Genomic DNA, 26,297 nt, shown 5'->3' with positions numbered 1-26,297 from the left:
GCTCGCGCTATAGGCCCGGGAGATGGGCCGGAAGTAGCGGAACGGCCGGCAATGCCGGCCCTTGGGCGGTCTCCGGCTGGACGACCGGCTCGTAGACACTAGCGTCCCAGTCATTCGGATCCAGATCGGAAGCGCGCTGGAGTCGCACTTCGATACGGGATTGGTCGGGGAAGTGGACGACGACGCTAGCATCGCGATCGAGCGGCCCCTGCGTGAGGAAACGGCGGATTTCGCGAACGCGTGGATCGTTCCGGTCCGCAGCCGGGCAACTTTCGACCCCGTCGATCCAGCACCGCATGCGCTGAACCAGCGAAGCGCGATTCCGGGCGGCCGGACTCTCCTCGGGCCCGACCATGTCGAGCGCCGATGGAATCTGCGTCTCCAGCCCGAAGTCGGCTATGTGGACTGTGTCCTGCGGCAATTCGACCGTGTCTTGAGCGGCCAGTAGGGAATACCAGGAACCGATGGAAAGGACAAAAAGCGCCTTGATCAATCGATCCATGCTCGAACTCCCTTCACGAATGGCCGTGCAGATCAAGCTAGCGGCGTTTTCTAGAGCGCTGACTCTAGGGAAAGCAGAAATCCGGTGGCAGATTCTCCGCTTCCCCTACGTTCAGGTGGCCAGTCACCCAATCCACGGAGCCAATTTCATATGCGTTTCATTGCAATCCTGCTGCTGTCGGCCGTCCTCGCACTGCCCGCGAGCGCTTCAGACACGACCATTACCTACCAGGGCCAGCTTCAGAACAACGGCACGCCGCACGATGGTACGGTCAACCTCGACATTCGCCTCTTTGACGATGCCGACGCGGGACAGCAGATCGGCGCCACACAGGAGTTCCTGGGGCATCCCGTGGTTGACGGGCTGTTTCGAGTCGACCTGGATTTCGGACCGGGCGCCTTCGACGGCGGCGAGCGCTGGCTGGAGATCCGGGTCGACGGCACCCCGCTGGACGAACGCCAGCCCGTCGCAACGGCGCCGGTAGCCCAGTTCGCCCTCGACGCGCCGGATGTCCTGACCGAGCTGTCCTGCAATTCCGGGGAAGTGCCCAAGTGGAACGGAACGGACTGGCAGTGCGCGATTGACGAATTCGAACCCGCCGTATGGTCCCTCGACAACTCCGTCGCCGTATTTGCCGGAGACGCGGTCACCGACGGCAACCACGAAGTTACCGGACAGCTTGACGTCGGCGAAGAACTGGCCTTCAACGATCAAACCCCTCAACGGACGGCCGGCCCCATCGCCAAGGGATCGATCAATTCCGACGGCAGCGTCGAAAACGCCGTGAACGTCAGCAACGTGACCTGGAACGAGAACAGTGAGCGCTACGAGATCAGTATCTCAGGAGAGCCTTACTACTTCGACGAGTACGTCACTTCGGTGACGATTACCGAACTCGACGTGGTCCGGACCAGGTTGGGCAGCGGGCTTAATCGAATGTACGTGTACCTCTACGATGAGTCCGGCAATCTGGTTCAGGGAAAGTTTCAGTTCGTGACCTACAAACTGCCGGAAGGGTCCGTGGAGAATTGATGCCTGCGGCCGGCGCGGCTGCTTCGATGAGGGTCAGCGCGGGCGTGTGGATCGACGCATCCAGCTCCGGGGCCTCTCATTCCAGATCACCAACGACGCTCCGGCAGCCCCCTGGCGCAGATGCAGCCCGAAGCAAAGGGCTTCGGGCTGCGGGTTGAGGAGATTATTGAACGGGTACTGCTACGTCGTTACTCGACGACCTGCGTAACCACGACTGCCTCGGATGTACAGGGAGTCAGTGCGGCACCAATCTCGCTTTCGGGTACATACAGGCTGACCCGGTGGCTCTTCGAAAGTCGGCCGAATGCAATCGGACGTCCGTCGATGATGGCAACCTGACCTGCCTGCGGCGCGACCCTGATCTGCTTGACGAAGCGACCGCGATGATCACGCACGTTGAATATCGCCTTCCCCCTGGCACCGAGTCGAACGAACTCGGCAGTGAATCGTGCCCATCGTTCACCATTGACTGAAACGACCTCCTGGCAGGCATTGATCATACGTGCATGATGACGGGCCATCTTCCCGTTCCAGGAAAGCGTTTTACAAGTGTCCGGCGAGACGGTCTCCTCAGGAAACACCTGCGTTGAGTTCTGTGCCAAAACGGCCGTGGCCAGCAACAGTGCCGGCAATGCAGTGAGCATCCTCATTGTCCTGGTGGTGTTCATACGCTTACCTCGCGAACTAGTCTTGGGACGCCAACACGCGCCCACCTCCCGAGACTGCGCCGGTGGCCAGGTAGATTTCTGTTCGCTGACCCACACTCGGAACGAAGGTACGTGGAGCCGTCTGTCAGTTACCGTACATAACGTCGTTTCGACAGGGCAGCACTAAAGATCTCTACGCGGGCTATGCAGGTTCGCACTTGCTCGAGCAAGCGAAGTGGCAATGCCCTCGCCAGCCCAAGGGCATTCAGAACCATTCATCCTTCATGGCAAGACAGGTGTCGTCCATGCGCGCGAGAATCTCGAGGTCGCGGCCGACAACGGGCAGTTCCCAGCCGAAGAAATAGCGGGCCGCCTGCATCTTGCCGAGATAGAAATTGCGATCCGCCTGGCCGATGTCGGCTTCGAGCCGGGCTGCGGCAGCATTCGCCTGCCTGAGCCACATCCAGGCCACCGCGACGTGGCCGAATGCATGCAGATAAACCGAGGCGTTGGCCAGGACCTCATCCGGCCCCTTCTCGCCCAGCGCGCCGCCGAGCCCGCGCGTCACCGCGCCGAGTCGCTCAACGGTTTCATCCAGCGACTGCGCCCATTGCCGGCACTGCGCGTCGGCGGCCGCCGCCATGTCGGCCTTGATCGCGCCCAAGAGCAGTTCGAGCCCCTTTCCCTGCCAGACCTTGCGGCCGAGCAAGTCCAGGGCCTGGATGCCGTTGGTGCCTTCGTGGATGGGGTTGAGGCGATTGTCGCGCCAGCACTGCTCGACCGGATACTCGCGGGTGTAGCCCGCACCCCCGTAGACCTGGATGGCCAGGTCGTTGGCACGTGTGCCGTATTCCGACGGCCAGGCCTTGATGATCGGCGTGAGGAGATCAAGCAGTTGCCGGGCCCGATCGCGTCCATCGGGATCTGGATGGGTCTGGCTGTCGTCGACCAGCCTGGCGCCGTAAAGGCACAGGGCGAGCGCGCCCTCCACCCAGGACTTCTGCGCCAGAAGCATCCGGCGAACGTCGACATGATCGATGAGGGGGACCGGCGCGCTGGCCGGGTCCTTGTTCGAGGGCGGCCGCCCCTGGAGCCGTTCCCGGGCGTAGCCCAGGCTGTGCAGGTAGCCGCGATAGCCGATGGCCGTCGCACCGAAACCGACGCCCAGGCGCGCCTCGTTCATCATCTGGAACATGTACTTCAGGCCCTGGTGCGGCTCTCCCACCAGGTACCCGTGGCACGGCGCATCATCGCCGAAGCTCAGGGCGGTGGACGTGGTTCCGCGGTAGCCGAGCTTGTGAATCAGCCCGGCCAGGGCAATCCCGTTGCGTTCGGCCGGGTTCCCGTCCACGTCGAGGCGGTACTTGGGAACAATGAACATCGAAATGCCCTTCACGCCGGCGGGCGCGCCCTCAATGCGGGCGAGCACCAGGTGGACGATATTGTCGGCCAGCTCGTGTTCACCGCCTGAAATGTAGAGCTTGGCGCCCCGGATCAGGTAGTGCCCGTTCTCGGTGGGCGTGGCCGAGGTGGTCAGGTCGGCCAGCGACGAGCCGGCCTGGGGTTCGGTCAGCGCCATGGTGCCGGTAAACCGGCCCTCGAGCATCGGCGAAAGGTAAGTTGAGCGCTGCGACTCGGACCCGAACAGCCGGATCACGTTGGCCGCCGCCATGGTCAGGAAGGGGTAGCCGGCGGTGCCGGGATTGGCGGCGACGAAAAAGCCGCTGCAGGCGGTCATGACGCTTTCGGGCAACTGCATGCCGCCGAGGGCCTCGTCGTAGCGCCCGGCGATGAAACCGGCCTCGGCATAGGCGTCGATCGCTTCCTTGACCTCGGGCCGCATCTCGACCTGCCCGTCGATAAAGCGCGGCTCCTCGCGGTCGGCCAACGCATTGTGCGGTGCGAACTTCTCGCGCGCGAGGCGATCGGCCGATTCGATCACCGCGTCGAAGGTATCGCGATCGTGCTCGCGGAACCGCTCCCGCTCGCATAGCCCTGCCGTATCCAGCACCTCGTAGAGCTGGAACTCGAGATCCCGCCGGTCGAGCAGCGCTTCGGTCATGAACAATCTCCCGTGTCAGTCATAAAGTCCGGACACTCCCGAAGTGCTCAGTGATGATCAGCACCGACCGTCGGGATGTCAGGGCTCGATCTTACCGGTTTTCCTCGACGCTCATTCTCCGCTATCCTCGGGCCTTCGATTCAAGCGTTCAATCATTCCCGGGGAAGCTCATGAAGCGGTTGCTGCTGTTCATCGTTATTGGCCTGGTCGTGGTGCTCGTCGGCGCCAACTGGTACTACACCGGCCAGATTCGCGACCAGCTCGACCGCATGGCCAGTGGGCTCAGCATGTTCGGCACGCTCTCCTACGACAACGTGCGGCTGTCGCCGGGCGGCGCGATCAACATCAACGACCTGTCATTTCGTCTCCACCAGGGGCGAGGCGGGATCGACGTCGGCCAGATCTCGCTGCAGACCGCCAACCTGCTGGCGCTGCTCACACTCGAGAGCAATCTCGAACGCGGCCAGATTCCCGAAACGCTGAGCCTGCGCGTCGACAACCTGCAGTTCCCGCTCGACGGCGAGCTTGCAACCATGGCCCGCCAGGCCTCGGGCAGCAACTCGCCAATGGGAGCCTCGGGCGTCCTGTTCAACGCCGCGGGCTGCGACGGGCGCACGCAGTTCGACTCGAACGACCTGTTGCAGATGGATTATTTCGACATCCGCGCCGACGTCGAGGCTCGGTACCAATTGCTCGACAACGGCGACCGCCTTCGCCTGTTCGTCAACGCGCGCACTCACGAGGCCAGCGCGATCTTCCTGGAGGCAACCTTCGACCTGCAGTCGGCCTCGCTGACCGCGAGTGAGCTGGCCGGCTCGATGCAAAATACGCGCCTGGGCTCGTTCTCGCTGGAATACGAAGACCTCGGGTTCTACGAGCGCATGCTGGCATTCTGCGCCGACGAAATGTCGATGACCAAACCGGAATACATCGCTCATCACCTCGAAGCCTGGGAGCAGGCATGGTCGCGCTTCAATGCCGAACCCGGCCCGGATACGGTGGCTGCATACGAATCCTTCCTCGAAGATCCACAGCAATTCAGCGTCAGCACCGACGCTGAACACAGCGTGTCCATCGAGCGGATCGAGCACTACGCCATTTCCGAACTGCTCGACCGCATGAAGGTTCGCCTGGTCGTCAACTACGGCGACCCGCAACCACTGGACATCAGCGTTCTCGAACAGTCTTCTGCACCGATCGCCTCCCCGGAGCAGCCGGCCCGTGATGAAGACGAAGCGGCGGCGCCCGAATCAGAAGATGTGCAAACGGCAACCACGACAGACGGCGCCGATGCCGACACACCGGAACAAACGCCGGACCAGCCCCTCCGGCAGTGGATCACTATCGATCCCGGCGCACTCGAGTCGCACCGCGACAAGCGGCTTCGCGTCCGCATGGAGTCCGGCGATCAGCATTCCGGCCGGCTGGCCGATGTCGACCCCGACCACATCCACATTCGCGTCGAGAGCACCGGCGGCTTCTACATCCGGCCGCTCGCGCGTGAGGAAATCCGGGAAGTGGAAGTGTACGAAGGCTCCTGAGGCGGCGACACGAAGGCCCGCCCGGGCTTGCCGGATGCTGATCCGGCCTGCTAGTGGGCCATGCGGCTAATTAGGTAACACTCAGCCGTCGCACAAGCGTTGTGGGCAAGGCGCGCGAGCGCAGGACTGGCCATCGCCAATTCAAGCGAGCGGAACACGGGCAACGGCTGCGCTCGCAAGGCTTCATTCGCTTCGCGAAAGTCGCCGTGCGGCTACGCCTGCCCTGCCACAGCGCTTGTGCGGCGGCTGAGTGTTACCTAATTAGCCGCATGGCCCACTACCTCAATCCCACCAGAGCCCTACGGCGCGATGCTGTAGCAGCCAGCGACCGAGCACTTTCAGGCCGAAATCCTCGTCATCCGGATCGAGTCCGCCAAGCAACTGCTTCATGTCGTCCGGCAGGCCGCGACCCGAACTCTCGAACTGCTCGGCCGCTTCGTTCATCTCTCCGAATCCCTGGTCGACGATGTCGGGGCAGAACTCGTAGATTTCGCGCGCGAAGGGTTCGACATCCTCGTCCAGGCGATCGAACTGGACGGTGAAACTTCCATCCGTGCGGACATCCACCAGGTGGATGCCGAATCGCTCGTCCCACTGCATCAGCCGCTCGACAATGGCGTTGGTGTCGAGATCGTGGTTGGTGCCGTCGACGCCGCACTGGTAAAGAGCCGCGTACTTGGTCTTGGGGCCGCCTTCGCGCGCCTCGGGTGGAATGCCGCCCTGGGCCGGCTCGGCGCCCTGCTCGACCAGCCAGTCGGCAATGTCGTCGTGGCCGGCTTCACGGGCGATGCGCGCGGCGGTCCAGTCGGGCTCCGGCGGCTGGCTGCGATCGAGATCGGCGCCATGGCGCACCAGCAGCCGGACCAGGTCGAATCGGCCCTTGTCGGCGGCCGCCATGAGGCAGCTTGTGCCGTGGTCCTGCACATCGGCGCCGTCGGGCGGCGCGCCGCGTTCAAGCAGCAACTCTGCGACTTCCAAATGGCCTGCCCCCACGGCCGCTCCGAGCGGACACAGCTCCCTGGAGACCGGACTCTGACCGGCTTCCAGCAAGGCTCGAACGCCATCGACGTCGCCCCGGCGCGCCATGTCCCATAGATCGAACACGCCCTGTTGTTCCCTGGAGGCACCGGCCTGTTCGAGAATCTCCCCAATCTCGGCCATCTCCTCGGCTACCACGCGGTCATCGGCTCGCGAAATGCAGGCCAGCCAGGGCGTGCAGCCCCGACCGTCGGGGCGGCTGGCGTCGGCGCCCAGCTCGATCAGGGCACGGACGGCTTCCGGCTCGCCCATGCCCCCGAGGATGGCTTCGGTCAGTGGCGTGCGCCCATCGAAATCCGGCAGTTCGTCATCCAGGTCGACTCCTTCTTCGTGTGCCTGTCGAATCAATTCGACCTGGCCGAAAGCCACGCCCTGAATCACCTTGATTGCGGCATCCATTCGCTTGGGTTTCCTCTCGTTTCTCGGTACAGCCTGCATACTGCCATCGACACAGCATCGATCAACAGTACCGCGCACGTCATCACGGAAAAAGACGCATCATGACCTGCTCCTTGGTTTTAGTTGCTCGATGTTCGGGAATCCGCCCCCGGAGCCGGGGACAGCACCAACGCCGACATCGATGCTACCCGAGGGCGGGACGCGGGCAAGATTTCTCAGAACCCCGTCAGCAGGTCTTGATGACACTGACGTATCTACCAGTTCGTATCTTTGCCTTCGATCGGAATCGCGTTGATGATGTAGTCGTCCGGCTTGCGCAGCACCCACTCCAGGCCGTTCTCCGTACGCCAGCGATAGGCTTCGGGTTCAGGAAATCCGAAGCCCCGTGGGGATGCAACCCTGCGAAGCCGGTCCGTCAGATCCGGCGTCTCCAGGTGTTGTTCCATCATCCCGATCGTCGTATCCATTCCGCGTTCGATCAGCTCCAGGAGTTTGTCGTTGCCCAGGTTCATCCACCCCCTGGCGTAGTGCTCCCGAAACCTTCCGCCTTCCGGCCCTGGCCCGGGCCAGCTGAACTGATAAACCTGCCTCAATCCCGTGTGCTCAACATCCCCATCCTCATCCGGCGCAAACTCAAGCAGAACCAGTCGGACAATCAGGGTCTTGAGATCAGACGTAAAAGTCGTTCCCCCAACAAGGGCCAGCGTGTGCCCGGACCCGGGACGCCAATCCGAGGAGCCTGACCCTTCATTCACCTCGATGGAACCGGAACTGGACAACTGGTGCGCAACCTTGCTTTCGGTGATCCTCTGCGAGAACACTTCACCGAGATCGTGAACCGACATCTGCTCCTGCAAAGGCACGATGGCTTCCCTTGCAGCTGTGGCGTTGGAAACCATGATCGCCTGACCGATGGCCAGTCCGCCAACCCCGAGCAATGAAATCGTGCCCACTGCTTCTCCCAGGCTGTAGCCGCCAGTCTCGACAATCATGTCCGGCTGCTGCATCGTGACCTCGACCACCGCCGTCGAGTGAGGCAGGCTCAGGTCGGAAACCCGCTTTCCCGGAGAAGTTGCACAACCGGACAACGCGAAAAGAAAAGTCAGCGCCGTAGCGCTCGCGAGCGTGGATTTCATGCAACCCCCTACCTACTGTGGATCAAACGGCAGCACTGCCGTACGGAATTTGGCGAGTATAAGTACCCCACTTCCCGATTTCCAGCCGTGCCCTGGGCCGTGCCGGCTTGCCGATTGGTCCCCGAGATCCGTAGTTAATCCTCTGCCACTCGACCGGCGAGGCGCCGGTCAGCAGAGGACTGATTGGAGCAACTATTCCGCCTCAGGGCGTCTCGAAACGATCGCTGAAGATGCCGTCCTGGATTGTTTGCAGTTCGTAGGCGCCGATGTCGAGGCCGTTGTCGTAAACGCGCTGGAAGGGACCGCCGCGCTGGTCGCTCGACGGCGTTCCGGTGCCTTCGGCGCCGGCATCGATGGCCGGACTGCCGGCGGCCAGCCCATGGGTGCGACCGTTCGCGCCACCGTTGTCGGCCAGCGGCAGGATCATCGGATCCTGGTAAAGGATATTGCCGCCGACGTCGTTGAAGAACGAGTCATCTCCCGAAAGCAGCGAGTGCTCGACCGCGCAGGGTGCGATGACGGCCTGCAGATCCTGTTCTTCCGCGCCGTTGGCCCCGGTGTTGGCATGGAACAGGGCGTTGTCAACATCGCAACCGCCGCCCAGGTAGGTGAATACACCGCCTCCGGTTCCATCAGTCGCGTTTTCAACGACGGTCGAGTACTTGACCGACAGCGCGAAGTCGCCGTAGGCGGCCAGGGCGCCGCCGGCCATCGTCGATGTGTTGCCCGAGAGTGTGGAGTTCTCCACGAAGACCTGGCTGTCGCTACCCAGTCTCAGGAAAGCCGCGCCGCCATTGCTGCCGGAGTGATTGTTCGACCACTCGCTGTACTTGATTTCGGCAAGCACGCTCTCGGAGCCGGGTGAGGCAAGATTCAGGCCGCCACCGTCTCCGGCGGCGCTGTTGCCGGAAAACACCGATGCGCCAATCCCGAACTGGTCGAGCGTACCGCTGACCTCCATTCCGCCGCCGGAGGAAGTCGCCGCGGTGTTGTCCATGAATCGCGCGTTGTCGAAAAGGACACTGCCGCCGCCTGCACCGATCGCCATGCCGCCGCCGTAGTCGCCCTGATTGTTGACGACTTCGACGCCCCTGCCCTCTACATCGCCCCCGTTCGCGGCCACGATCAGGAAACCGCCGCCGGCGCCCTCGGCCGAGTTGCCCTCGATCGTGACCTGGCTCATGAGCAGTCCCGAGTCGCCCGACCCGATCAAGGCCGCGCCGCCGTCGCCGTCCCCGGCCGCATTGTCGATGAACTCGGCACCGTAGAGTTCGATCGGCGTGGCATCGCCCACCGATATCTCGGCGCCGCCGCCCGAATAGGCGGCCGTATTACCGATGAACGTAGTGGGATTACCGGAATACGGGCTGACTTCGGTTCGAACATAGTTCACCGGATCGCCGGCCGTGCCGGCGCCGTCGCCCCGGAAGAACGACAGGCCGCCGCCGCTCTCGCCCGCCGAGTTGTTCAGGAAAGCCGTGCCGCGCATTCGCATCTTGCCGAAGCCGTTCTGTCCATAGCCCGCATCCGCGACGGCAATAGCGCCGCCGCGACCGCTCGCCGAGTTGCTCGAGAACTGCGCGTCTCTGGTATTCAACCCCACACCGTAACCGGCGTTGGCGACAATATTGACCGCCCCGCCATCACCGTACTTGGCGGTATTGCCCTGAAAGCTGGTGGAGTTGGCGAGGACCATGGAGCCCGACGAAGTCCGCCAGTCGATTGCCCCGCCGCCGGCCAGGGAAACGTTGTCGTCGAACGTCGAGGTGTAGACCTTCATCGAGTGAAGCGGTGCCACCACGGCAACCGCGCCGCCACCGATGTAGTTCGCGCCCGTCCCGTTGCCTGAAATATCCGATCGAACGATCGACAGGCGCGCAAAAGAGTCGCCAGCGTAGCTATGCCAAATGGCACCGCCAGCATTGGCCGCGGAGTTGTCGGTCAGCGTGCAGTCCTCGAGCCTCAGCTCGCGGCCGCGAACGGCGATGGCTCCGCCGTAGTCGCCGCCACCGCCGCTAATCGCCAGGCCGTGAATCTCGACCTCCTCGGCATGGAATCCGCCGCCGGACTGGTACTGCTGGTAAAAAACCGGCCCATTGCCCGTGCCCTGGATGGTGATTCGTTCGTCGCCGTCGATCACGACCGATTCACCGATCGGCAGGGTCGAGCCGTCGTAGTAGTCCCCGGCATTCGCATCGAGCGCGATCGTGCCGCTCAGCGACGATTCGAACACGATGGTGTCCTGGCCGACTTCCCCGGCCGTGCAGCCGCCACCGACTGCGCCGTTGCCGGTCGACGCGTAAAGGGCGCCGCGCAGGCTGCAATGCCCGGCGTCGATGCTGTCGGTGAGCGTATCCACGGTAATCGTGGCCGCCTGCAGGGAACCGGCTGCAAGCACACCCCCGATCGCGGCAGCAAGCGGGGCAATGGTGGGTCGTGAGCGCTGGCGCAGCTGATACTTGCGCGATTCCTCGTGTATTTGCCTGGTCATGATCCGGGGCTCTCCCTGCAAAAATTGGTGGCGATGACTAACCCTACGCGGAAAATGCCCCGATGAAGCCATGCCAGGAGAAAGAATCCCTGAATAACTCTGCGCGAAGCGCATTCGGTCGGAGAACCACGGATCGTGTGGCGCAACGCAAGTGGCAGTCGCCGCAACTGCAGCCGAACGGCTCAGCATCGCCAACAGACCATGGTCGGGCTCCCGGGAGCAAGAAGGCCGTGGGGAGCGGCAAGAAGCGCGTGCGCGAAATGCGGCTTCTCCCGCAAGGATCCGCGGCGCTCGCGCAAGATGTTCCCTAGAAGCGGTTTGCCGGAATCCTGAAGTAGCTGTGGCCGTCGGCCTCCGGCTCCGGCAAGCGACCGCCGCGCAGGTTGACCTGCAAGGCATGCAGCATGCGATCCGGTAGCGAAAGCTTGGCGTCGCGCTCGTCCCGCAACTTCATGTAATTCTCACGGCTCGTACCACCGCCCACGTGCGGGTTGTCTGCCCTGTGTTCGGACACGGTCGCTTCCCAGGCCGGCGCCTCGCGATCGCCGACCGGCGGATAATCGTGGCCAATAAAAAGCCGTGTAGTATCGGGCAGCGCCAGGATGGCCTGCAGGCTGTCGTAGAGCGCGCTCGACGAGCCACCCGGAAAATCCGCACGCGAAGTGCCGACATCAACGTGCATGAAAGTATCGTGCACAAAAGCGGCGTCATCGCCGACCACGTAAGTAATCGATCCCAGCGTGTGTCCGGGCGACAGCATCACCCGCACATCAAGCTCGCCGAGCTTGAAGGTATCGCCGTCCTCGAACAGGTGGTCGAAGTCCCGATCCGGATCGAAATAGCCGGGCATGTTGTAAAAGCCTTCCCACATTTCGGCGATCTCTCGCACCTTGGCACCGATGGCATTGGGCGCTCCGGTCTGCTCCTTGAGCCAGTTCGAAGCCATGAAATGATCCGCATGGGGATGGGTATCGAGAACCCATTCGACTTCGAGTCCCTCCTGCGCGACATAGTCGAGAATGGCCTGAGCCGACCGGGTCGCGGTTCCTGCGCTACGCGGATCGAAATCCAGGACCACATCAATCAAAGCGGCTTTCTTCGTCCTCTCGTCGACAACGACATACTGGACACTGCCAGTATCGGGCTCGTAGAAACCGGTGACCCGCGGCGACGATTCTCCTTGGCTCGGACTGGTACGACTGTACATGGCGATTCCTTCAGTTCCCTTTCCTTACTTTCACTCCACCTAATGTAACACCGCTGCCTCGTTCCGTGGCGGCCCAGCCTCCTGCACTCTGCACCTGCCCGCAGAACACAAGGGGCCAGAGTATTCCGTTTGGAGTCGAAGGCAACCTGACTGTGGACGCCTACGATGCCATGCGATCCAGCCGCCCCCAGGTGGGAGCCCCGTGGATTTCCGGACTTCCGGGCTTTTCTTGATCTTGACAGAAGGTTGGTAGAGACTGGGTTGCGGATGCTCCTGAAAACAGGGAAAAGGAACCCGGCCATGAAACTCAAAATCACACGCACACTGCTCATCACCACGCTGATGGCGATGGCCGGAACAGCCACACAGGCGGCTACCGTGACCGTCACGCAACTCGACGACATCGATGATTTCGGCGGCTCTCGAATGATCGCGGATCTTCCCGGTCCGGACGGTCTGGTATCGATGCGGGAAGCGGTCGTCGCGGTAAACAACACGTCCGGCGAACACCAGATCGAGTTCGCGATCCCGGTCGATCCGGAAGATCCCTCTGAGACCATGCTTCGGATCGACGGCCCGGCATTCGTTGTGACTCGCGACAACACCACGATCGATTTTCTTTCGCAGGCGGCGTTCATCGGGGAGCCGGATCCGGACGGCCCCGGCTTGGGCATACTCAATACCCACCCGTCATACGTCGGACAACCGGCCATCCTCATCAACGCCAGCGATACCGAAGTCCGCGGCCTCGGCCAGACACAATTCCGTCAATCCATCTCTGTCGTGGGCGGCAGCGGGAATCGATTTGTCCGCAACTTCACCAACTCGATCGAGCTATCCCCTGGATCCGGAAGCACGACCTCCGGCAATATCATCGGCGGGATCGGTGTCGACGATGGCAACGAGATCGATTCGGTCTCGATCACATGCGGGGCCAACGACAATATCGTGATCGGCAAAGTTCTCGAATCTGTCGGTGTGGCCGGCTCGCCATCCTGTGCCGAGGGCACGAGGTTTCCAACCGGCAACTGGATCGGCGGCCCGACCCCTGCGGAACGCAATGTGATCAACGATTTCAGCGGGACGAACGGCGTTGGATGCCCGGAGGGCGTGGGGATCGACATCCAGTGGGCCAGGCAGACCACGATCGAAGGCAACTATATCGGGCTGTCGAGCGACGGGCTGAGCAAACAGAACGCAGGCAGGACGGGAATCAACCTCATTGAGTCGGACGACACGGTGATCCAGGGGAACGTCATCGCGGGAATACGCCGCAGCGGTGTTTCAGGATGCGCCGATCAGCTTTTCGGTACGGCGATCTTCGTCAGCGCATTCAGCCGACCGACCGACGGGCTGATCATCGAGGAGAACATCATCGGGCTCGACGCCAATGGTGAGCAAGCCATCGCGACCCTGGAAGGTATCGAAATCCTTCCTCAGCCCGAACCCGTCCTGAATGTCCTGATCACGAACAACACCATCTCGCAGGCAGACAGGTTTGGCACTCTGCTTGAAGGGTCTGCAGTCAGCGCTGTAGAGATTTCCGAGAACAGTATTTCCGGAAATGGTGAACGCGGGATCGTCATCTCGGGTGGAGCCAATGGCTCACCCAGCATCCCCGGTCTGGACAGCGGTTTTTCATCCACATCGGGTACAACGGTCAGCGGTCAATTGCCCCAGGTTCCCAAGAGCCAGTTCAGAATCGAAGTATTTGCAAACCAAGAGTGCGACGCATCCGGCTTTGGTGAGGGTGAGACCTTTCTCGGTTCGTTCATAGCCGAACCGGACGCTTCAGGCAACGCCGTCCTCAATGAAACCGTACCCGGCCAAACACCTGAAGGGTGGGTTGTCACCGCAACTGCAACGAACCTGTCAACCAATAGCACCTCGGAATTTTCGGCCTGTGCGGCCGTTGACTCGGGCGCGCCCGTGATCTTCACTGACAGATTCAGTCAGCCAACGAAGACGTTGAACCACTAGGAACACGGCAGACCCCAAACGGCGTCCAGATTCTGCCGAAGACGGCCGGCGTACCGCGACGAGCCCGCTGACTTGAGGCTCCAGCGACACACCGGCAACGACTATCGTCGCTTTCATACGCCCGGGCAGAAGATCTCCATCTGCAGTCCGTACTGGCCTTTCAGATCACCGTGAAGATTGAAACTGTAGGCTCCCTGGATGTTGCCGGCCTCGTCCATCTCGAATGGCTCGCCGCCGCGCGAGGGAACGATGGTGTCGCGCTTGCCGCCGAGGATGTCCAGTCGAGTCAGATCAACCACGATGAGCCAGGCCGGCTCCGGAAGTCGATGGTCGTCACGAACCAGGACGTGGCCTTCTTCGCCCAGGTCGATGCGGACTCGTCGGGTATCCGAATCGGCATCGCAGGTGATTTCTGCAATGTCCATCGGCATGACGGTCGGCTCGCTGTCTGATGGCGTCTTGCTGTAGAAGGTCATGCTCGATTTCGAAACGTCCCCTCCATTGTTTGCCTGCGCCTGCGGATCATTGCTGCAGGCACAGAACGTGGCGAGGGCCGATATTGCGACGATGCACTGGCAAACTGATTTCACTGAACGTCTCCCGAAAGTACTGAGTAAGTGCCCGGTCATGCGAGGCAAACGAGAATGGCTCAATACAAGCTACGCGGAAGGCGCGCACTGGAGGACACCCGGAAACTCCCGACACCTACGATCCGGAGCCAATATTCTGAGGGCTTACGCTGCAACTCCCCCGACCGCCCGGCACTTCGGCCGAAGCCAGGATAGTCGACTGGCTCGCTCACGCAGCCCCCTGATCAGTGACGAGAAGTCCGCTCCGAGACGCTCAACCCCATTGAGAGACTCGATTGGCGTGTCGTGCCGACCAGGCGTCGGGCCGGGACCTCGACAATCGCTATTGCGAGAACACGTCGTTCAGGTAGGCCGCTGTACGAACGCCCGCTTTCTTGAGTTGCAGATCGATATCATCGGCCCATTCATAGCTGTAGCTCCAACCCAGATCGTCTTCCTCGGGATAGATTCGCTCCCGCAGCGCTGCGCTTTCTTCAATCCAGACCAGCGGGTCCGGCGTATTCCAGGCGCGGAAATCCTCCGGCGTTATTTCCGCCGCGAGCCATTCCGCCATCTCCGAAAACGACAATTGTCTGCGATCGATCATTTGCGAGTCCCACAGTCGGTGAAGATTCGTGGGCTCACCGAAAAACGTGACGTCGACATCGTTTCCGCCGCGGTCCTCGCCACTGCCGACGTGTAGCGGTTGATGAAGGTCCCCGACAATGTGGATGATGAAACGCAATGCCAGCACACGTTCTTCTGCACTGGATTCGGCGTCGCGCAGCTGGTAGGTGAACCGATCGAGCGCGGACGCCGCATCGCCTTGCTCGGGCGCGCCCACCTCGCGATATTCTTTTCCCGGCGGCACGGTGACGTAGTGCCACGGATTCGCAGTCGACTGCCAAAACTCATCCGGGTCGGCGCGCATGAAATCGGGCCATGTCGATGCTTGCGCCAGCGACTCCACCCCGAGCACGTCCTCGACCGCCAGGCGGGCCTGAGGAGACAGGTACTCCTCCGCAATCTGGCCGGCAACCCGGTGCCCCGTCGCGCCCCAGGCCAGTGCCTGGCCCGAGACCAGCATTCCAATAGTCAAAATGCACATTCTGTTCATTCGTCTGCGTCCACTTATTGCTGACAATACCTGAATGATAGGCGATTCGCGCTCTCGCTATCGCTTACAGAATGAGTGACTGGGTCAGTAGGTTAGACGGATTTTAAGTTCCAGCTGCTTTCCATCGTAGGTAAAGCTGGCGTCCTCGAATGAGGGCGCGCTCATAGAGACCTCCGCACCGGCCGAGAATCCATACCCTTCCGTGGGAACTCCCAGCCAGTTGGTGCCGATCTTGCCGTCCATATTCTCATCGTGAACAACGGCCAACGCGTACGTTCCGGGTTCGATGTTTTGAAAGTCGCAACGGCCCTCGGCCTGTATGATCTTCGTCATCTGGATCCGGCTGGCATGCCGGAGGAATTCTTTAGGGAAACCCTCAGGCGCGTCGAACAGCGCGCAAGCTACTGATCCCGTGCTGTTTCGTATGTCCAGGATCTTGACGTGAATTCCAGGGCACGATGATTGGGCGAGGGATAGAGCGGGAAAAGTCGAAAACGCCAGTAAGGCCGCGACCGTCATGGACCGAGTTACTGCAAAGGCACGGAGCGAGCCAAGCCCGATTTCAGGCGACGCGCTCATGAGGCCTTTCGATGTTATCGGCATCGAGCTGATTTTCCACGTGCGCCATGATGATCTGGACGTTCTTGCTGTTTGCCTTGAAAGCAACATCAAAAGCATCTCCCAACACTGGAACGAGCCCGATGAGCCAGTCTATGAAGATATTCCAGGCCATTCTCAGCCGCTTCCGCCTCGGCACACCGGCTTTTTTCGCAAAACTGTAAATGTAGCCTGATACCGCAACGGTTGCCGTGTCGCCGATAACCGGAATCAGACCAACGACAGAGTCAAGGCCGAATCGAATGCCCGTTCCAGGGATCACGAAAGCCCTGTCCATGAGATTCGAAAGCTGCTGCAGTCTAGCCAACGTTTCGCGGCTTACGTCGTCCGGGCTGCCTGTAGCGACCATGATCTTGTTCTACCGTGAGGCAATGATATAAACGGCATGAATAATGCCAGGAATGAATCCGAGCAAAGTCAGAATGATGTTTATCCAGAAATGCTTTCCAATGCCCACCTCGAGGAATACGCCGAGGGGTGGCAGGATAATTGCCAATATGATTTTGAGCAAATCACCCAGCATTCTGTCTTGTGTGTTGACTACGGCCATTCTGTTCTCCTTGGGAACATTTGAAGCATCGGGCAGATCTCCATATTCGATATCGCCTGCGCGATGCTCGAACTCAAGGGCATGGCGCTTCCAGCCCAGTTCATGATCAGTTGTTTCGAACCACGGCTTCTGTTCGCTACCGAACCGAACCCTAACCTGCCCAGGCGCCGTGCTGTTGGTGGTGGCTCTTAGAGCTCTTGAAATCAGGTGACTGCAGTCGCCCCGCCGGATGAAACTCTTCGTGACGAGGCGCCACTCTCGTAGATCTCGAATTGTGTGGCGCCCGCACTCGGCACTCCAAACGAGTGCGGGCAATATCCCTCGGTCAATTCAAGAGTCAATGATCCTTGGCATGCAGGCGTGGCCCGAATCGCGCCGATCTCGACGATCACACCGTTCGGTATCGAACAGACCCGGCAGCCTGGCGTCACCTACATTGCGTTCATATGCACGGGCAAGGCCGTACCTGTTTGGTCTGCCGAGCCCACCTGCCGCCAAGGCCATAACGCTACCGGATCAGAACCTTGATCGAGAAAGGAGAAGATCGAGCATGAATACGTCAGACACAAGTAACACCGAGAAGAACAGCACCCCTGGGCCAAGAAACGGCACCCGGATCATCAGCGTACTTTTCGCACTACTGTTCGCACTGGGCGGCAGCGCGATCTTGACCGGCTGCGAAGACCAGGGCCCGGCTGAAAAGGCCGGAGAAGAAATTGATGAGGCCATCGACGACGCCGGTGATGCAATCGAAGACGCCGGAGATGATGTCGAGGACGAAGCCGACAACGGCTAACCAACGATAAAAATCACAGCCCCGAGAGCGAGTCAGCTACAACTGATCTATCCTGGCGATTCTGCCCGCATGACTTGAAACGCTCTCGAGTTCCATCTCTTTCCCCAGCCCGGGCAGGCGGAAGCATGCCCTTTCGGGAACCGATTTTCGACCCGGGCAAGAAGAACTCCGGTGCGCCAACGCACAGACGACCAGGTACCGAACCGCCGACCATGACGCCGTGCGTTTGCGTTGGCCGACTGGATTGCCTTTCGCCCCACAACGATCCGCGCGCGGCCGGACGCGGCGCGCTCCCTGACCTCTTTCTGCATCAAGCAAGGAACTTCTCATGATCAAATTCAATACGGCGATAGTGACCACTTGCCTTTTCGGTGTGCTGTCCATGGCGGCGACCGCCCAAACCGCGGAGTTCGGCCCGAGTCACGGCGACAAGGAGCTGTCCATCTCGGGAACCGGCAGCAGCGATCGAGACTTCGATAGCGGCAGCTTCGGCATGACCGGCGATCTCGGCTGGTACCTGAACGACCAGATGGTTGCTGGCATCCGCCAGAGCATCAACTATGCCAGCATCGAAGGCGAAAGCATCAAGGACGACTTCTGGAACGGCTCAACCCGTGGATACTTCAATTATCAGTTCCTCAACGACCGCACGCGGCCGTTCATCGGCGCGAGCCTTGGTGGGGTCTACGGCGATGGAGTCAAGGACAGCACCTTCGCCGGCCTGGAGACCGGTGTAAAGCACTACGTTCAGACGAAGACCTACTTCCTGGCCCGAGTCGAGTACCAGTTCTTCTTCAGCAGCACCAGCGACGCCGACGATGCCTTTCAGGATGACGGATCCTGGGCCTACACGGTCGGACTGGGCTACAACTTCTAGTGCAGAAAGCCCGGCGGCATCGTTGTCGGGCTTCACTCCTGCCGGCTCCCAGAATGCTGCACAAGCATTCTCAGGGAGTAGATCGGGCGTCTGGTGGGCCATGCGGACCGGGCGTACTGCTTCGGAATCGACATCCAGGGCCCGCGGCCGTGCTCGAGACTGGACTCGAGCCGGGGTCAGCCGGTAGCCTGTAGGAAAGATCTGGCTCACTCAGAACCGGCATGAGTCCCACCGCGGCATCGCGATCTCGAGTGAGTCCAAGCGCGCGTATGCCGTGGACACCGCAAGTTTGTGCTTGCCCGGAACTTCGGGACTCCGATCGTGACAGGTCAGAAGATCCTGAAAGGAAGTGTAGTGATGCGAAATCAAATTGGCAGCTTGTTGCTGATCCTGACCATGATCTCCGTGCAGCCTCCGACTTCCGCATCCGAAGACGAGAATGGACCCGGAAAAGCCTACCCCGACGGACATGGCGGTGAGGTATTCTTCCCCATAGGCGCCGCCTCGTTTGCCGATGAAGTGGTTTCGTTCTCGCCCGGCGATCCTGACGGTGGCGATGCCTTTTCCGATCCCTACGCAATCCTGGGGACTCCCGACTACGAAAGCGATGAAGAGGACAGCTTCGTGACACTTGGCTGCGGTGGCCAGTTGGTAGTGCAGTTGACCGACAACGAGTTGATCGATGTAGCCGGACCCGATCTCTACGTATTCGAGATTGGCCCGGACGTCGAGCCGACCGCAATGGCGGTATCCGAAGACGGTGAGGACTGGGTGCGAGTGGGCGTCATTTCCGGCGGCAAGGCCGAGGTGGATATTGCGCCCTACGTATCGGCCGATGATTCGTTTCGCTTCATAAAGCTGGTGGATCTCCGGCAGGCTTGCAACACCCGGACGCCGGGAGCGGATATCGATGCGATCGGCGCCATGGGATCCGCGGCCAAGATCGCGTTGGACGGTTCGGTACTGTTCGATTCCGGCGAGCACCGGCTCAAGGACGGGGGACGGGAAGAACTGAGTCGCGTCATTGCGCAACTCGAAAACACGGAAGGCAGCGCAGTGGAAGTCGCCGGTCATACCGACAGCGTCGGCAGCGCGGAAGACAATCTCGTTTTGTCGAGGAACAGGGCGCAGACCGTTGCACGCTACTTGATGGAGAACGCCGCGTTCCCCGAGGGAGCGGTTACCACCCGGGCGCTTGGCGAAAGCCAGCCCCTGGCGAGCAATGACACCGCCGAGGGTCGTGCGCGCAATCGTCGCGTGGAATTGACCGTTAGAACAACCCCAGAAGCTGGAGAACAGAGTGAACCGCAGGTTGAGATCCTCGGAATCTGGCACTCGGAAGATGCCGGCATCATTGAGTTGGAGCGACGAGGCGATCAGGTCAACGGGCAGTACCGAATGTCCGAAGGTACGCTGACAGGTGAGTTCGTCGATGAGGATCAGTTTGAGGGGTTCTGGATCAAGGACAGATCACGCACTGCATGTGACAGCGAAAAGCAGGGAAGCGAGCACTGGGGAGGCATTCGACTTGAATTCGATTCCCCGGAACTCGATACCTTTACCGGCTATTGGCGCTACTGCAACGAAGATGAAGATCGCGGCAGCTGGAATACGGCCAGGCGATTATTGTAGAACTGTAAAATCAGGACAGCCCGATTTCCCGGGCTGAATCGACCTTTTAATGGGTAGCCAAAGGCCATAGCCGAGCCGCGAGGCGCAGATTCGGTTGGTCGGATCAACCATATGTAAACCCGAAAATGCGTGCGGCAGATCGCGACACGGTCAGGATTTCATCTTGCTCGTCGTGGCGACATAACCGCGCCATGCCCTGTCCACGCAACCAACTGGTCAACGACGAGGAGCCCGGCTTCTTCCACGCATGATGGCATTCAGCAGCCGCTTCTTGCGCCTTCCACACTCGCCGAGCAGGGGAAACGTGTAGACCGTTCATACTGTGGCTCGGTATGATCAAGGAATGACCAATCCAACGGCCACGGCGCGTCGACCATCGCGGGCGCATGCCCCGGCCCCGTCACTGACCGCGTGGGGCCCTGGCCGTGCATGACGGCCATCTGATCGCCGGCGGGCGGTTCGCAACGGCCGGCGGGGTGATAGTCAATCGCCTTGCTCGCTGGGATGATGGTGAGCGGTCGGCCCTGGCGGGCCCGTCGGGGACAGGGGTGGACAGCAATATACTGGATCTGGCGATCAGCGCCAATGGCTCGTTCGCCTTTGCCACTGCACCGGAAGACGGCAGACCCTATGAGATCAGCGTCCTGAACCAACCATCCGATCCAGTCCAGACCTGCGCGGTGACGAACGGCTCAGGCACGCTCTCCGGATAGAACGTGACGGGAATTGAGGTTCAGTGTTCGCCAGATGGTGTTTTTGCGGATCAATTCGAGCAGGAATAGTGATTGCAGGCAATATGTGTCTCAAAAAGCCGGGAACCCCTGTTGCCCTGGGTTTCCCGGCCCTGATGCGCTAACAACTCTGCGCGGGCGCGCCGTCAGACAGCCTCTCGCTGAACGGCGATGTAGTACGTCGCTCCGTCGATATCGACCACGCGTGTAACTTTCCACTCGATATCGAACTCGCTGCCGTCCTTGCGATAGTTGACAGTGCGGCCGTGAAAAACGCGGTCTTCGGAAACCTCCCTTGCCAGCCGCTCGAGCACATTGCGATCGGTCTTCTGCCCCTGCAGCAAGCCGGGCGTCTTTCCCATGACCTCCCCGGCACTGTACCCGGTCAGCTCAGTGAACTGATCATTGACGTAAACGATTTCGGAGGCGCCGTGTTCGTCGGTCGCCCGGGTCACCATGACCGAGCTGAACGCGATCTCGGCCAATGCCTCGAACAGCGGCGATGCGAGTGCCTGTTGCTTCTTGTCCATTGCGGTCACTATCCAGTTGAGTAAGTGGCATCACCTTAGCGCAACGTCTGTCAACTGCTCATCGACGCGGGCCCGCAGCCAGCCCCAGGATTCTTCCTGCTTTTTGCGGCTTCTGGATCTGGACCGACGGTACCGGCGCGACTCAGCGGCCCGAGGACGAGCTGGCGAACATTAGCTCACGCCCTGCTCTCTCGCCATGGCCATGGCGGCTTTCGGGCCTGTCCACAGTGAAGGAAGAATGATCAGCGACACCGGAATCGCCGTGAGCACGATGAACTGTTGCAGCACGCTGATGCTGCCCGACCCCATGTAGAGCAGGATGGCCGCCATCAGCGCCATCGCTCCGCCCCAGAACACGCGGATCCACGGATGGGGCTGGTCATGGCCGGCGCCGACCATGGCGATCGAGTAGCTCATGGAATCGCCGGTGGTGGCCACGAAGATCGTGGTCAGGACCAGAATCGCCGCCGCCATCCAGGTACCGCCCGGAAGCGCCTGTGCCACCGTCAGCGTGGCGACATCGAACCGGAAATTGTTCAACGGCTCGGTCAGGTCGAAGGCACCCTCCATCTGGTAGAAGATGCCGGAACCGCCGAGCAGGTTGAACCACACGGTCGTGGCGATGAGCGCAAGGATCGCCACCGCGGTGATCATTTCACGCACCGTCCGGCCACGGGAAATACGAGCGACAAACACGGCCATCAGCGGGGTGTAGCCGATGAACCAGGCGAAAAAGAAGACCGTCCACCACTTCATCCACCACTCCGGCGCCGTCTGGGATGTCATGGTCGCCATCGAAAAGAACGAGGTGACGTACTCGCCCGCCGCCGCCCGCGGAGACTCCGAATTTGCCGGGAAACCCGTGAGTTTCCTGGACCTTACCCCACTACGCGCTGACTGGCCGGCTGGAAGAATATCCGAAAAAGCTCAGAAATTAGTTGGCTTTTCAGCCATTTTCCTGTATAAAGCGCGCGTGCAAGAAAGCTTTCCCCAACGGCGCCACCCAGCGGTGAGCGTCGTTTCGTGCGTTTTCTGGCTCTAGCGGGGCGACGAGCCCGCCCTACCGCCTTCGGCCAAGGCGGTATCGGAGAGCCTTTGGACACATGGCGGCTTTTCCATAAACCCACCCACTGGCAAGATTTGAATCATGAGTGACCTTTCTCTTTACCGAAACATCGGCATCTTCGCGCACGTTGATGCAGGCAAGACCACCACGACCGAGCGCATCCTGAAGTTGACCGGCAAGACCCACAAGATTGGTGAGGTGCACGACGGCGCTGCCACCACCGATTTCATGGACCAGGAGCAGGAGCGCGGCATCACGATCCAGTCCGCTGCAACCACATGCTTCTGGAAGAACCACCGCCTCAATATCATCGACACGCCCGGGCACGTGGACTTCACCGTTGAAGTCTATCGCTCCCTGAAAGTGCTCGACGGCGGTGTGGGCGTGTTCTGCGGCTCCGGCGGCGTTGAGCCCCAGTCAGAAACCAACTGGCGCTATGCCAACGACTCTGAAGTCGCGCGCATCATCTTCGTCAACAAGCTCGACCGCATTGGTGCTGACTTCTACCGGGTTATCAAGCAGGTCAAGGACGTTCTGGCCGCCACCCCGCTGGTGATGGTGTTGCCGATCGGCACGGAAGGCGAGTTCAAGGGCGTGGTCGACCTGCTCACCCGCAAGGCCTACATCTGGGACGATACTGGCCTGCCCGAGAACTACGAGGTCACCGATGTGCCGGCCGACATGGCCGACGACGTCGAGGCCTACCGTCAGGAACTCATCGAGACCGCGGTCGAGATGGACGATGACCTGATGATGGCTTACATGGACGGCGAAGAGCCCTCCATCGAGGACATCCAACGCTGCATCCGCGAAGGAACCCGCACGCTGAAGTTCTTCCCGACCTACTGCGGTTCGGCATTCAAGAACAAGGGCGTACAGCTGGTTCTGGATGCGGTCGTTGATTACCTGCCGAGCCCTACCGAAGTGGAGCCGCAGGACCTGACCGACGAAGAAGGCAACCCCACTGGCGAGCATGCGCTGGTTTCCCTGGACGAGCCGTTCCGCGCGCTGGCGTTCAAGATCATGGACGACCGCTTCGGTGCCCTGACCTTCATCCGTATTTACTCGGGCAAGATCAAAAAGGGCGACACCATTCTGAACTCGGCGACCGGCAAGACCGAGCGCGTGGGCCGCATGGTGGAAATGCACGCCAATGACCGCAACGAGATCGATTACGCTCATGCCGGTGACATCTTCGCCTGTGTGGGCATGAAGAATGTGCAGACGGGCCACACCCTGTGCGCCACCGACCATCCCTGCACCCTGGAAGCCATGGTCTTCCCGGACCCCGTGATCTCCATTGCAGTTGCACCAAAGGACAAGGCCGGCAGCGAAAAGATGGGCGTGGCCATCGGCAAGATGATTGCCGAGGACCCGTCTTTCCGCGTGGAGACCGACCAGGATTCCGGTGAGACCATCCTCAAGGGCATGGGCGAACTCCACCTGGATATCAAGGTCGACATCCTCAAGCGCACCTACGGCGTGGAGCTGGAAGTGGGTGAGCCCCAGGTGGCCTACCGCGAAACGATCACCCAGGCGGTGGAAGACAGCTACACCCACAAGAAGCAGTCCGGTGGTTCCGGTCAGTTCGGCAAGATCGATTACCGCATCAAGCCCGGCGAACCGGGTACTGGCTTCAAATTCGAGTCCAGCGTCGTCGGCGGCAACGTACCGAAGGAATTCTTTCCCGCGATCGAGAAGGGTTTCGCCGGCATGATGGAGCAGGGCCCGCTGGCCGGCTTCCCCGTGCTGGATGTGGAGATCGAGCTCTTCGACGGCGCCTACCACTCGGTCGACTCCTCGGCCGTGGCGTTCGAACTGGCCGCCAAGGGCGCGTTCCGCCAGTCCATGAAAAAGGCGGGCCCGCAGCTGATCGAACCGTTCATGAAGGTCGACGTGTTCACGCCCGAAGACAACGTGGGTGACGTGATCGGTGACCTCAACCGTCGTCGCGCCATGATCAAGGAGCAGGAACCCAACCCGACCGGCATCCGCATCAAGGCTGAAGCGCCGCTGTCAGAGATGTTCGGCTACATCGGCCACCTGCGCACGATCACCTCCGGCCGCGGTCAGTTCTCCATGGAGTTCTCGCACTACATGCCCTGCCCGCAGCAGTTTGCCGAGAAGGTAATCGAAGCGGAGAAGGAGCGCCAGGCGGCCAAGGCCAGCTAAGCGCCAACTTCAAAGGCTGGAAACAAGGGCCCCGGCGGCGACAGCTGCCGGGGCCTTCTTTTTGTCGCGGAAAACTCCGCACAACCACAGATTGAACGAGAGTTCTGGTTCTTTGCCAAGCCACCGGATCCGTCCACTTTTTCCTGGCCATGTCGTACGCGAAAGATCAAAGGAAATTCGGGACACCCACGATCGAAAGGCAATCGTCGAAATCCTGATTCTGCGCGAGTCCTGGTGTCGGCTCTGGCTCTTTGTTGGCGCGATCACAGATCGATGACGTGACCCACCGATGGATCGGTGCGCCCGTGGACCATGTCCACAATGACCTCGCGCGCGGCGCCCAGGCTGTCTCGGTTGACCAATTCGATCAGCGCGTTGTCGGTGACATAGCCGAAGAACGCCGTGCTGGCCTCTCCAGAGCGCCGGTTGAACTCGCTCGCACCCCAGTCCTTGTAGCGCTTGGCGATCCAGTTCGGTGCGAAAAAGAACTCCGGTGTCGGGCCGGACAGGTCGCGGTCAGGTTGGGGCGGGACCAGCGACTGGGCCGAACCGACGCTGCAGTCATAGACGAGATTCGAGCCGAAACGCTGGTGGACATCGGCCTGTAGCTTCGGGTTGCCAGCGATGTCGATGTAGAGCACGCGCGCATTGGGATCCAGAGTGTCAAGATCGTCATAGGCGATCGCTGCGTCGTAGAGCCCCAGCCGCTCGACGAATTCGCGATTGCGCGCTGAGGTCAAGCCGGCCATCTCGATCTTCGAATGCTGGCGGATGCAGAACGCGGTGGCGTAAGCGGTCTTGCTCGAGGCGCTGGAGACCACCACCCGCTTGGCGCCGAAGAAGTCGTTCTCGGCCAGGAAATCGGCCAGGCAGAACGCGGTGATGAACAGCGGCCGGTAGATGGCATGCAGCGGCTCGGTTCGCGCGTCGTGCAGCGGATCGTCGTCGGTGCGCTGATACCAGTTGTAGATGTCCGGCAGATCGGCGCGGTGGGCTGCATCGTCACGGAAGCTGCGCGCGCCGACCTTGCCCGGCTGCAGCTTCACGTGCGTAGCCGTCGGCCAGTAGCCGTAGTAGCGCTGGCCGGTCTCGATGGCGTCGACGTTGGAATCGACCACATCGGCATAGCCCCACACCGGCAACTGGCCCCAGCCTTCGTGCTCGATCGGGAAGAATTGCCAGTAGCCCAGGGCGTCGCCGAAGGTGGCGTAGGTGATGTTGTTGAACGTCAGCGCGAAGCGGCTGAGCCGGAACACGACCTCGCCGGGCCCGGCGGCGGGATCGGAACCCAGCGGCTCGGTGCGCATGTCGGAGAATTCGCCGCGATTCATCAGCAGGCGGGCAGGTTCGGTTCCGTCCTTCATGTCTGGCTTCACCTTTGCTTTCAGGGCATGACAGTCTACGCAATCAGCCCATCAGTCGCATCCGCTACCCATCTCCGGCCAAGTCCCTATTTCCCATCTTGAGCTCGACGGAATAGACATTCAATGGCGCACATCACCCTACCTGTCGCCGATTGGGACATTCAGGACGGGAAATCCAGGGCGGTTACGATTTGCAGGTGATTTACTGCAAATTTTTGGTGTACCGATTCCCGGGCCCGG

At 61.0% G+C, this 26,297-nt stretch carries 23 protein-coding genes; 8 read left to right on the top strand and 15 right to left on the bottom strand.

Translation table 11 applies throughout. From position 1 onward, the window contains the following. Nucleotides 1-7 precede the first annotated feature (7 nt). Entirely contained in the window at nt 8-502 is a 495-nt protein-coding gene (locus tag ACDC67_RS09090) for a hypothetical protein (RefSeq protein ID WP_376692466.1), read from the bottom strand. 150 nt (nt 503-652) lie between these two features. On the opposite strand from ACDC67_RS09090, the gene ACDC67_RS09085 reads away from it, so the two are divergent. Then, nucleotides 653-1,534 carry a hypothetical protein gene (locus ACDC67_RS09085; protein WP_376692465.1) on the top strand — a complete coding sequence of 294 codons (882 nt, stop codon included), beginning with the start codon at nt 653-655 and terminating at the stop codon, nt 1,532-1,534. A gap of 188 nt (nt 1,535-1,722) precedes the next feature. On the opposite strand, the gene ACDC67_RS09080 is transcribed toward ACDC67_RS09085, so the two are convergent. Together ACDC67_RS09080 and ACDC67_RS09075 are read right to left on the bottom strand one after the other, a co-directional pair. Continuing rightward, the gene (locus tag ACDC67_RS09080) at nt 1,723-2,178 is read right to left on the bottom strand and encodes a hypothetical protein (protein ID WP_376692464.1); all 456 of its coding nucleotides are present in this window, start codon (nt 2,176-2,178) and stop codon (nt 1,723-1,725) included. Nucleotides 2,179-2,446: 268 nt separating this feature from the next. After that, on the bottom strand, nt 2,447-4,243 hold the full coding sequence (locus tag ACDC67_RS09075; protein ID WP_376692462.1) for an acyl-CoA dehydrogenase: 1,797 nt from the start codon (nt 4,241-4,243) through the stop codon (nt 2,447-2,449). A 170-nt stretch (nt 4,244-4,413) separates the two neighbouring features. Between ACDC67_RS09075 and ACDC67_RS09070 the strand changes: the two genes are divergently transcribed. After that, a complete protein-coding gene (locus ACDC67_RS09070) occupies nt 4,414-5,784 on the top strand; it encodes a hypothetical protein (RefSeq protein ID WP_376692460.1) in 1,371 nt (456 codons plus the stop codon). A 282-nt stretch (nt 5,785-6,066) separates the two neighbouring features. On the opposite strand, the gene ACDC67_RS09065 is transcribed toward ACDC67_RS09070, so the two are convergent. From ACDC67_RS09065 to ACDC67_RS09050, 4 genes are all read right to left on the bottom strand, one after another. Continuing rightward, entirely contained in the window at nt 6,067-7,221 is a 1,155-nt protein-coding gene (locus ACDC67_RS09065) for an ankyrin repeat domain-containing protein (protein WP_376692459.1), read from the bottom strand. A 254-nt stretch (nt 7,222-7,475) separates the two neighbouring features. Continuing rightward, on the bottom strand, nt 7,476-8,357 hold the full coding sequence (locus ACDC67_RS09060; protein WP_376692457.1) for a hypothetical protein: 882 nt from the start codon (nt 8,355-8,357) through the stop codon (nt 7,476-7,478). 202 nt (nt 8,358-8,559) lie between these two features. Then, nucleotides 8,560-10,848: a choice-of-anchor Q domain-containing protein gene (locus ACDC67_RS09055; RefSeq protein ID WP_376692455.1), complete on the bottom strand. Its 2,289-nt coding sequence runs from the start codon at nt 10,846-10,848 to the stop codon at nt 8,560-8,562. A 307-nt stretch (nt 10,849-11,155) separates the two neighbouring features. Continuing rightward, a complete protein-coding gene (locus ACDC67_RS09050; protein ID WP_376692454.1) occupies nt 11,156-12,055 on the bottom strand; it encodes an MBL fold metallo-hydrolase in 900 nt (299 codons plus the stop codon). Between the two features lie 300 nt (nt 12,056-12,355). Between ACDC67_RS09050 and ACDC67_RS09045 the strand changes: the two genes are divergently transcribed. Continuing rightward, entirely contained in the window at nt 12,356-14,035 is a 1,680-nt protein-coding gene (locus ACDC67_RS09045) for a right-handed parallel beta-helix repeat-containing protein (RefSeq protein ID WP_376692452.1), read from the top strand. Between the two features lie 113 nt (nt 14,036-14,148). Here the strand turns inward: ACDC67_RS09045 and ACDC67_RS09040 are convergent, their stop codons facing one another. From ACDC67_RS09040 to ACDC67_RS09020, 5 genes are all read right to left on the bottom strand, one after another. Next, a complete protein-coding gene (locus tag ACDC67_RS09040; RefSeq protein WP_376692450.1) occupies nt 14,149-14,511 on the bottom strand; it encodes a hypothetical protein in 363 nt (120 codons plus the stop codon). A gap of 436 nt (nt 14,512-14,947) precedes the next feature. Beyond that, on the bottom strand, nt 14,948-15,712 hold the full coding sequence (locus ACDC67_RS09035) for a S1/P1 nuclease (RefSeq protein WP_376692448.1): 765 nt from the start codon (nt 15,710-15,712) through the stop codon (nt 14,948-14,950). Nucleotides 15,713-15,805: 93 nt separating this feature from the next. Beyond that, nucleotides 15,806-16,300, bottom strand: coding sequence for a DUF2141 domain-containing protein (locus ACDC67_RS09030; RefSeq protein ID WP_376692447.1), 495 nt, complete (start codon nt 16,298-16,300; stop codon nt 15,806-15,808). Further along, the gene (locus ACDC67_RS09025; protein WP_376692446.1) at nt 16,284-16,688 is read right to left on the bottom strand and encodes a DUF4112 domain-containing protein; all 405 of its coding nucleotides are present in this window, start codon (nt 16,686-16,688) and stop codon (nt 16,284-16,286) included. Before ACDC67_RS09025 ends, ACDC67_RS09030 begins: the two co-directional genes overlap by 17 nt. A 9-nt stretch (nt 16,689-16,697) precedes the next feature. After that, on the bottom strand, nt 16,698-16,862 hold the full coding sequence (locus ACDC67_RS09020; RefSeq protein WP_376692524.1) for a YqaE/Pmp3 family membrane protein: 165 nt from the start codon (nt 16,860-16,862) through the stop codon (nt 16,698-16,700). A gap of 577 nt (nt 16,863-17,439) precedes the next feature. Between ACDC67_RS09020 and ACDC67_RS09015 the strand changes: the two genes are divergently transcribed. The 4 genes from ACDC67_RS09015 (at nt 17,440) to ACDC67_RS09000 (ending at nt 20,907) form a co-directional block, all read left to right on the top strand. Then, nucleotides 17,440-17,685 (top strand): hypothetical protein, encoded by a 246-nt coding sequence (locus ACDC67_RS09015; protein WP_376692444.1) that lies wholly within the window; start codon nt 17,440-17,442, stop codon nt 17,683-17,685. Nucleotides 17,686-18,067: 382 nt separating this feature from the next. Continuing rightward, the gene (locus ACDC67_RS09010; protein ID WP_376692522.1) at nt 18,068-18,562 is read left to right on the top strand and encodes a hypothetical protein; all 495 of its coding nucleotides are present in this window, start codon (nt 18,068-18,070) and stop codon (nt 18,560-18,562) included. 357 nt (nt 18,563-18,919) lie between these two features. After that, complete coding sequence (locus tag ACDC67_RS09005; protein ID WP_376692442.1) at nt 18,920-20,194, top strand: OmpA family protein; 1,275 nt, start codon at nt 18,920-18,922, stop codon at nt 20,192-20,194. Nucleotides 20,195-20,619: 425 nt separating this feature from the next. Further along, complete coding sequence (locus ACDC67_RS09000) at nt 20,620-20,907, top strand: hypothetical protein (RefSeq protein WP_376692441.1); 288 nt, start codon at nt 20,620-20,622, stop codon at nt 20,905-20,907. Nucleotides 20,908-21,071: 164 nt separating this feature from the next. Here the strand turns inward: ACDC67_RS09000 and ACDC67_RS08995 are convergent, their stop codons facing one another. Beyond that, nucleotides 21,072-21,455 carry a PAS domain-containing protein gene (locus ACDC67_RS08995; protein WP_376692439.1) on the bottom strand — a complete coding sequence of 128 codons (384 nt, stop codon included), beginning with the start codon at nt 21,453-21,455 and terminating at the stop codon, nt 21,072-21,074. 171 nt (nt 21,456-21,626) lie between these two features. After that, the gene (locus ACDC67_RS08990) at nt 21,627-22,370 is read right to left on the bottom strand and encodes a BCCT family transporter (RefSeq protein ID WP_376692521.1); all 744 of its coding nucleotides are present in this window, start codon (nt 22,368-22,370) and stop codon (nt 21,627-21,629) included. Between the two features lie 232 nt (nt 22,371-22,602). Here ACDC67_RS08990 and fusA point away from each other — a divergent pair, with 232 nt between their 5' ends. Next, nucleotides 22,603-24,693 carry an elongation factor G gene (gene fusA, locus ACDC67_RS08985; RefSeq protein ID WP_376692437.1) on the top strand — a complete coding sequence of 697 codons (2,091 nt, stop codon included), beginning with the start codon at nt 22,603-22,605 and terminating at the stop codon, nt 24,691-24,693. 263 nt (nt 24,694-24,956) lie between these two features. Here the strand turns inward: fusA and ACDC67_RS08980 are convergent, their stop codons facing one another. Continuing rightward, nucleotides 24,957-26,057: a DUF2855 family protein gene (locus tag ACDC67_RS08980; RefSeq protein WP_376692435.1), complete on the bottom strand. Its 1,101-nt coding sequence runs from the start codon at nt 26,055-26,057 to the stop codon at nt 24,957-24,959. Between the last annotated feature and the right edge of the window lie 240 nt (nt 26,058-26,297).

The organism is Wenzhouxiangella indolica, from assembly GCF_042310355.1.
Classification (GTDB): domain Bacteria; phylum Pseudomonadota; class Gammaproteobacteria; order Xanthomonadales; family Wenzhouxiangellaceae; genus Wenzhouxiangella.
Note: the sequence above shows the minus strand (reverse complement) of the source record. Positions and strands in the feature narration are given on the sequence as shown.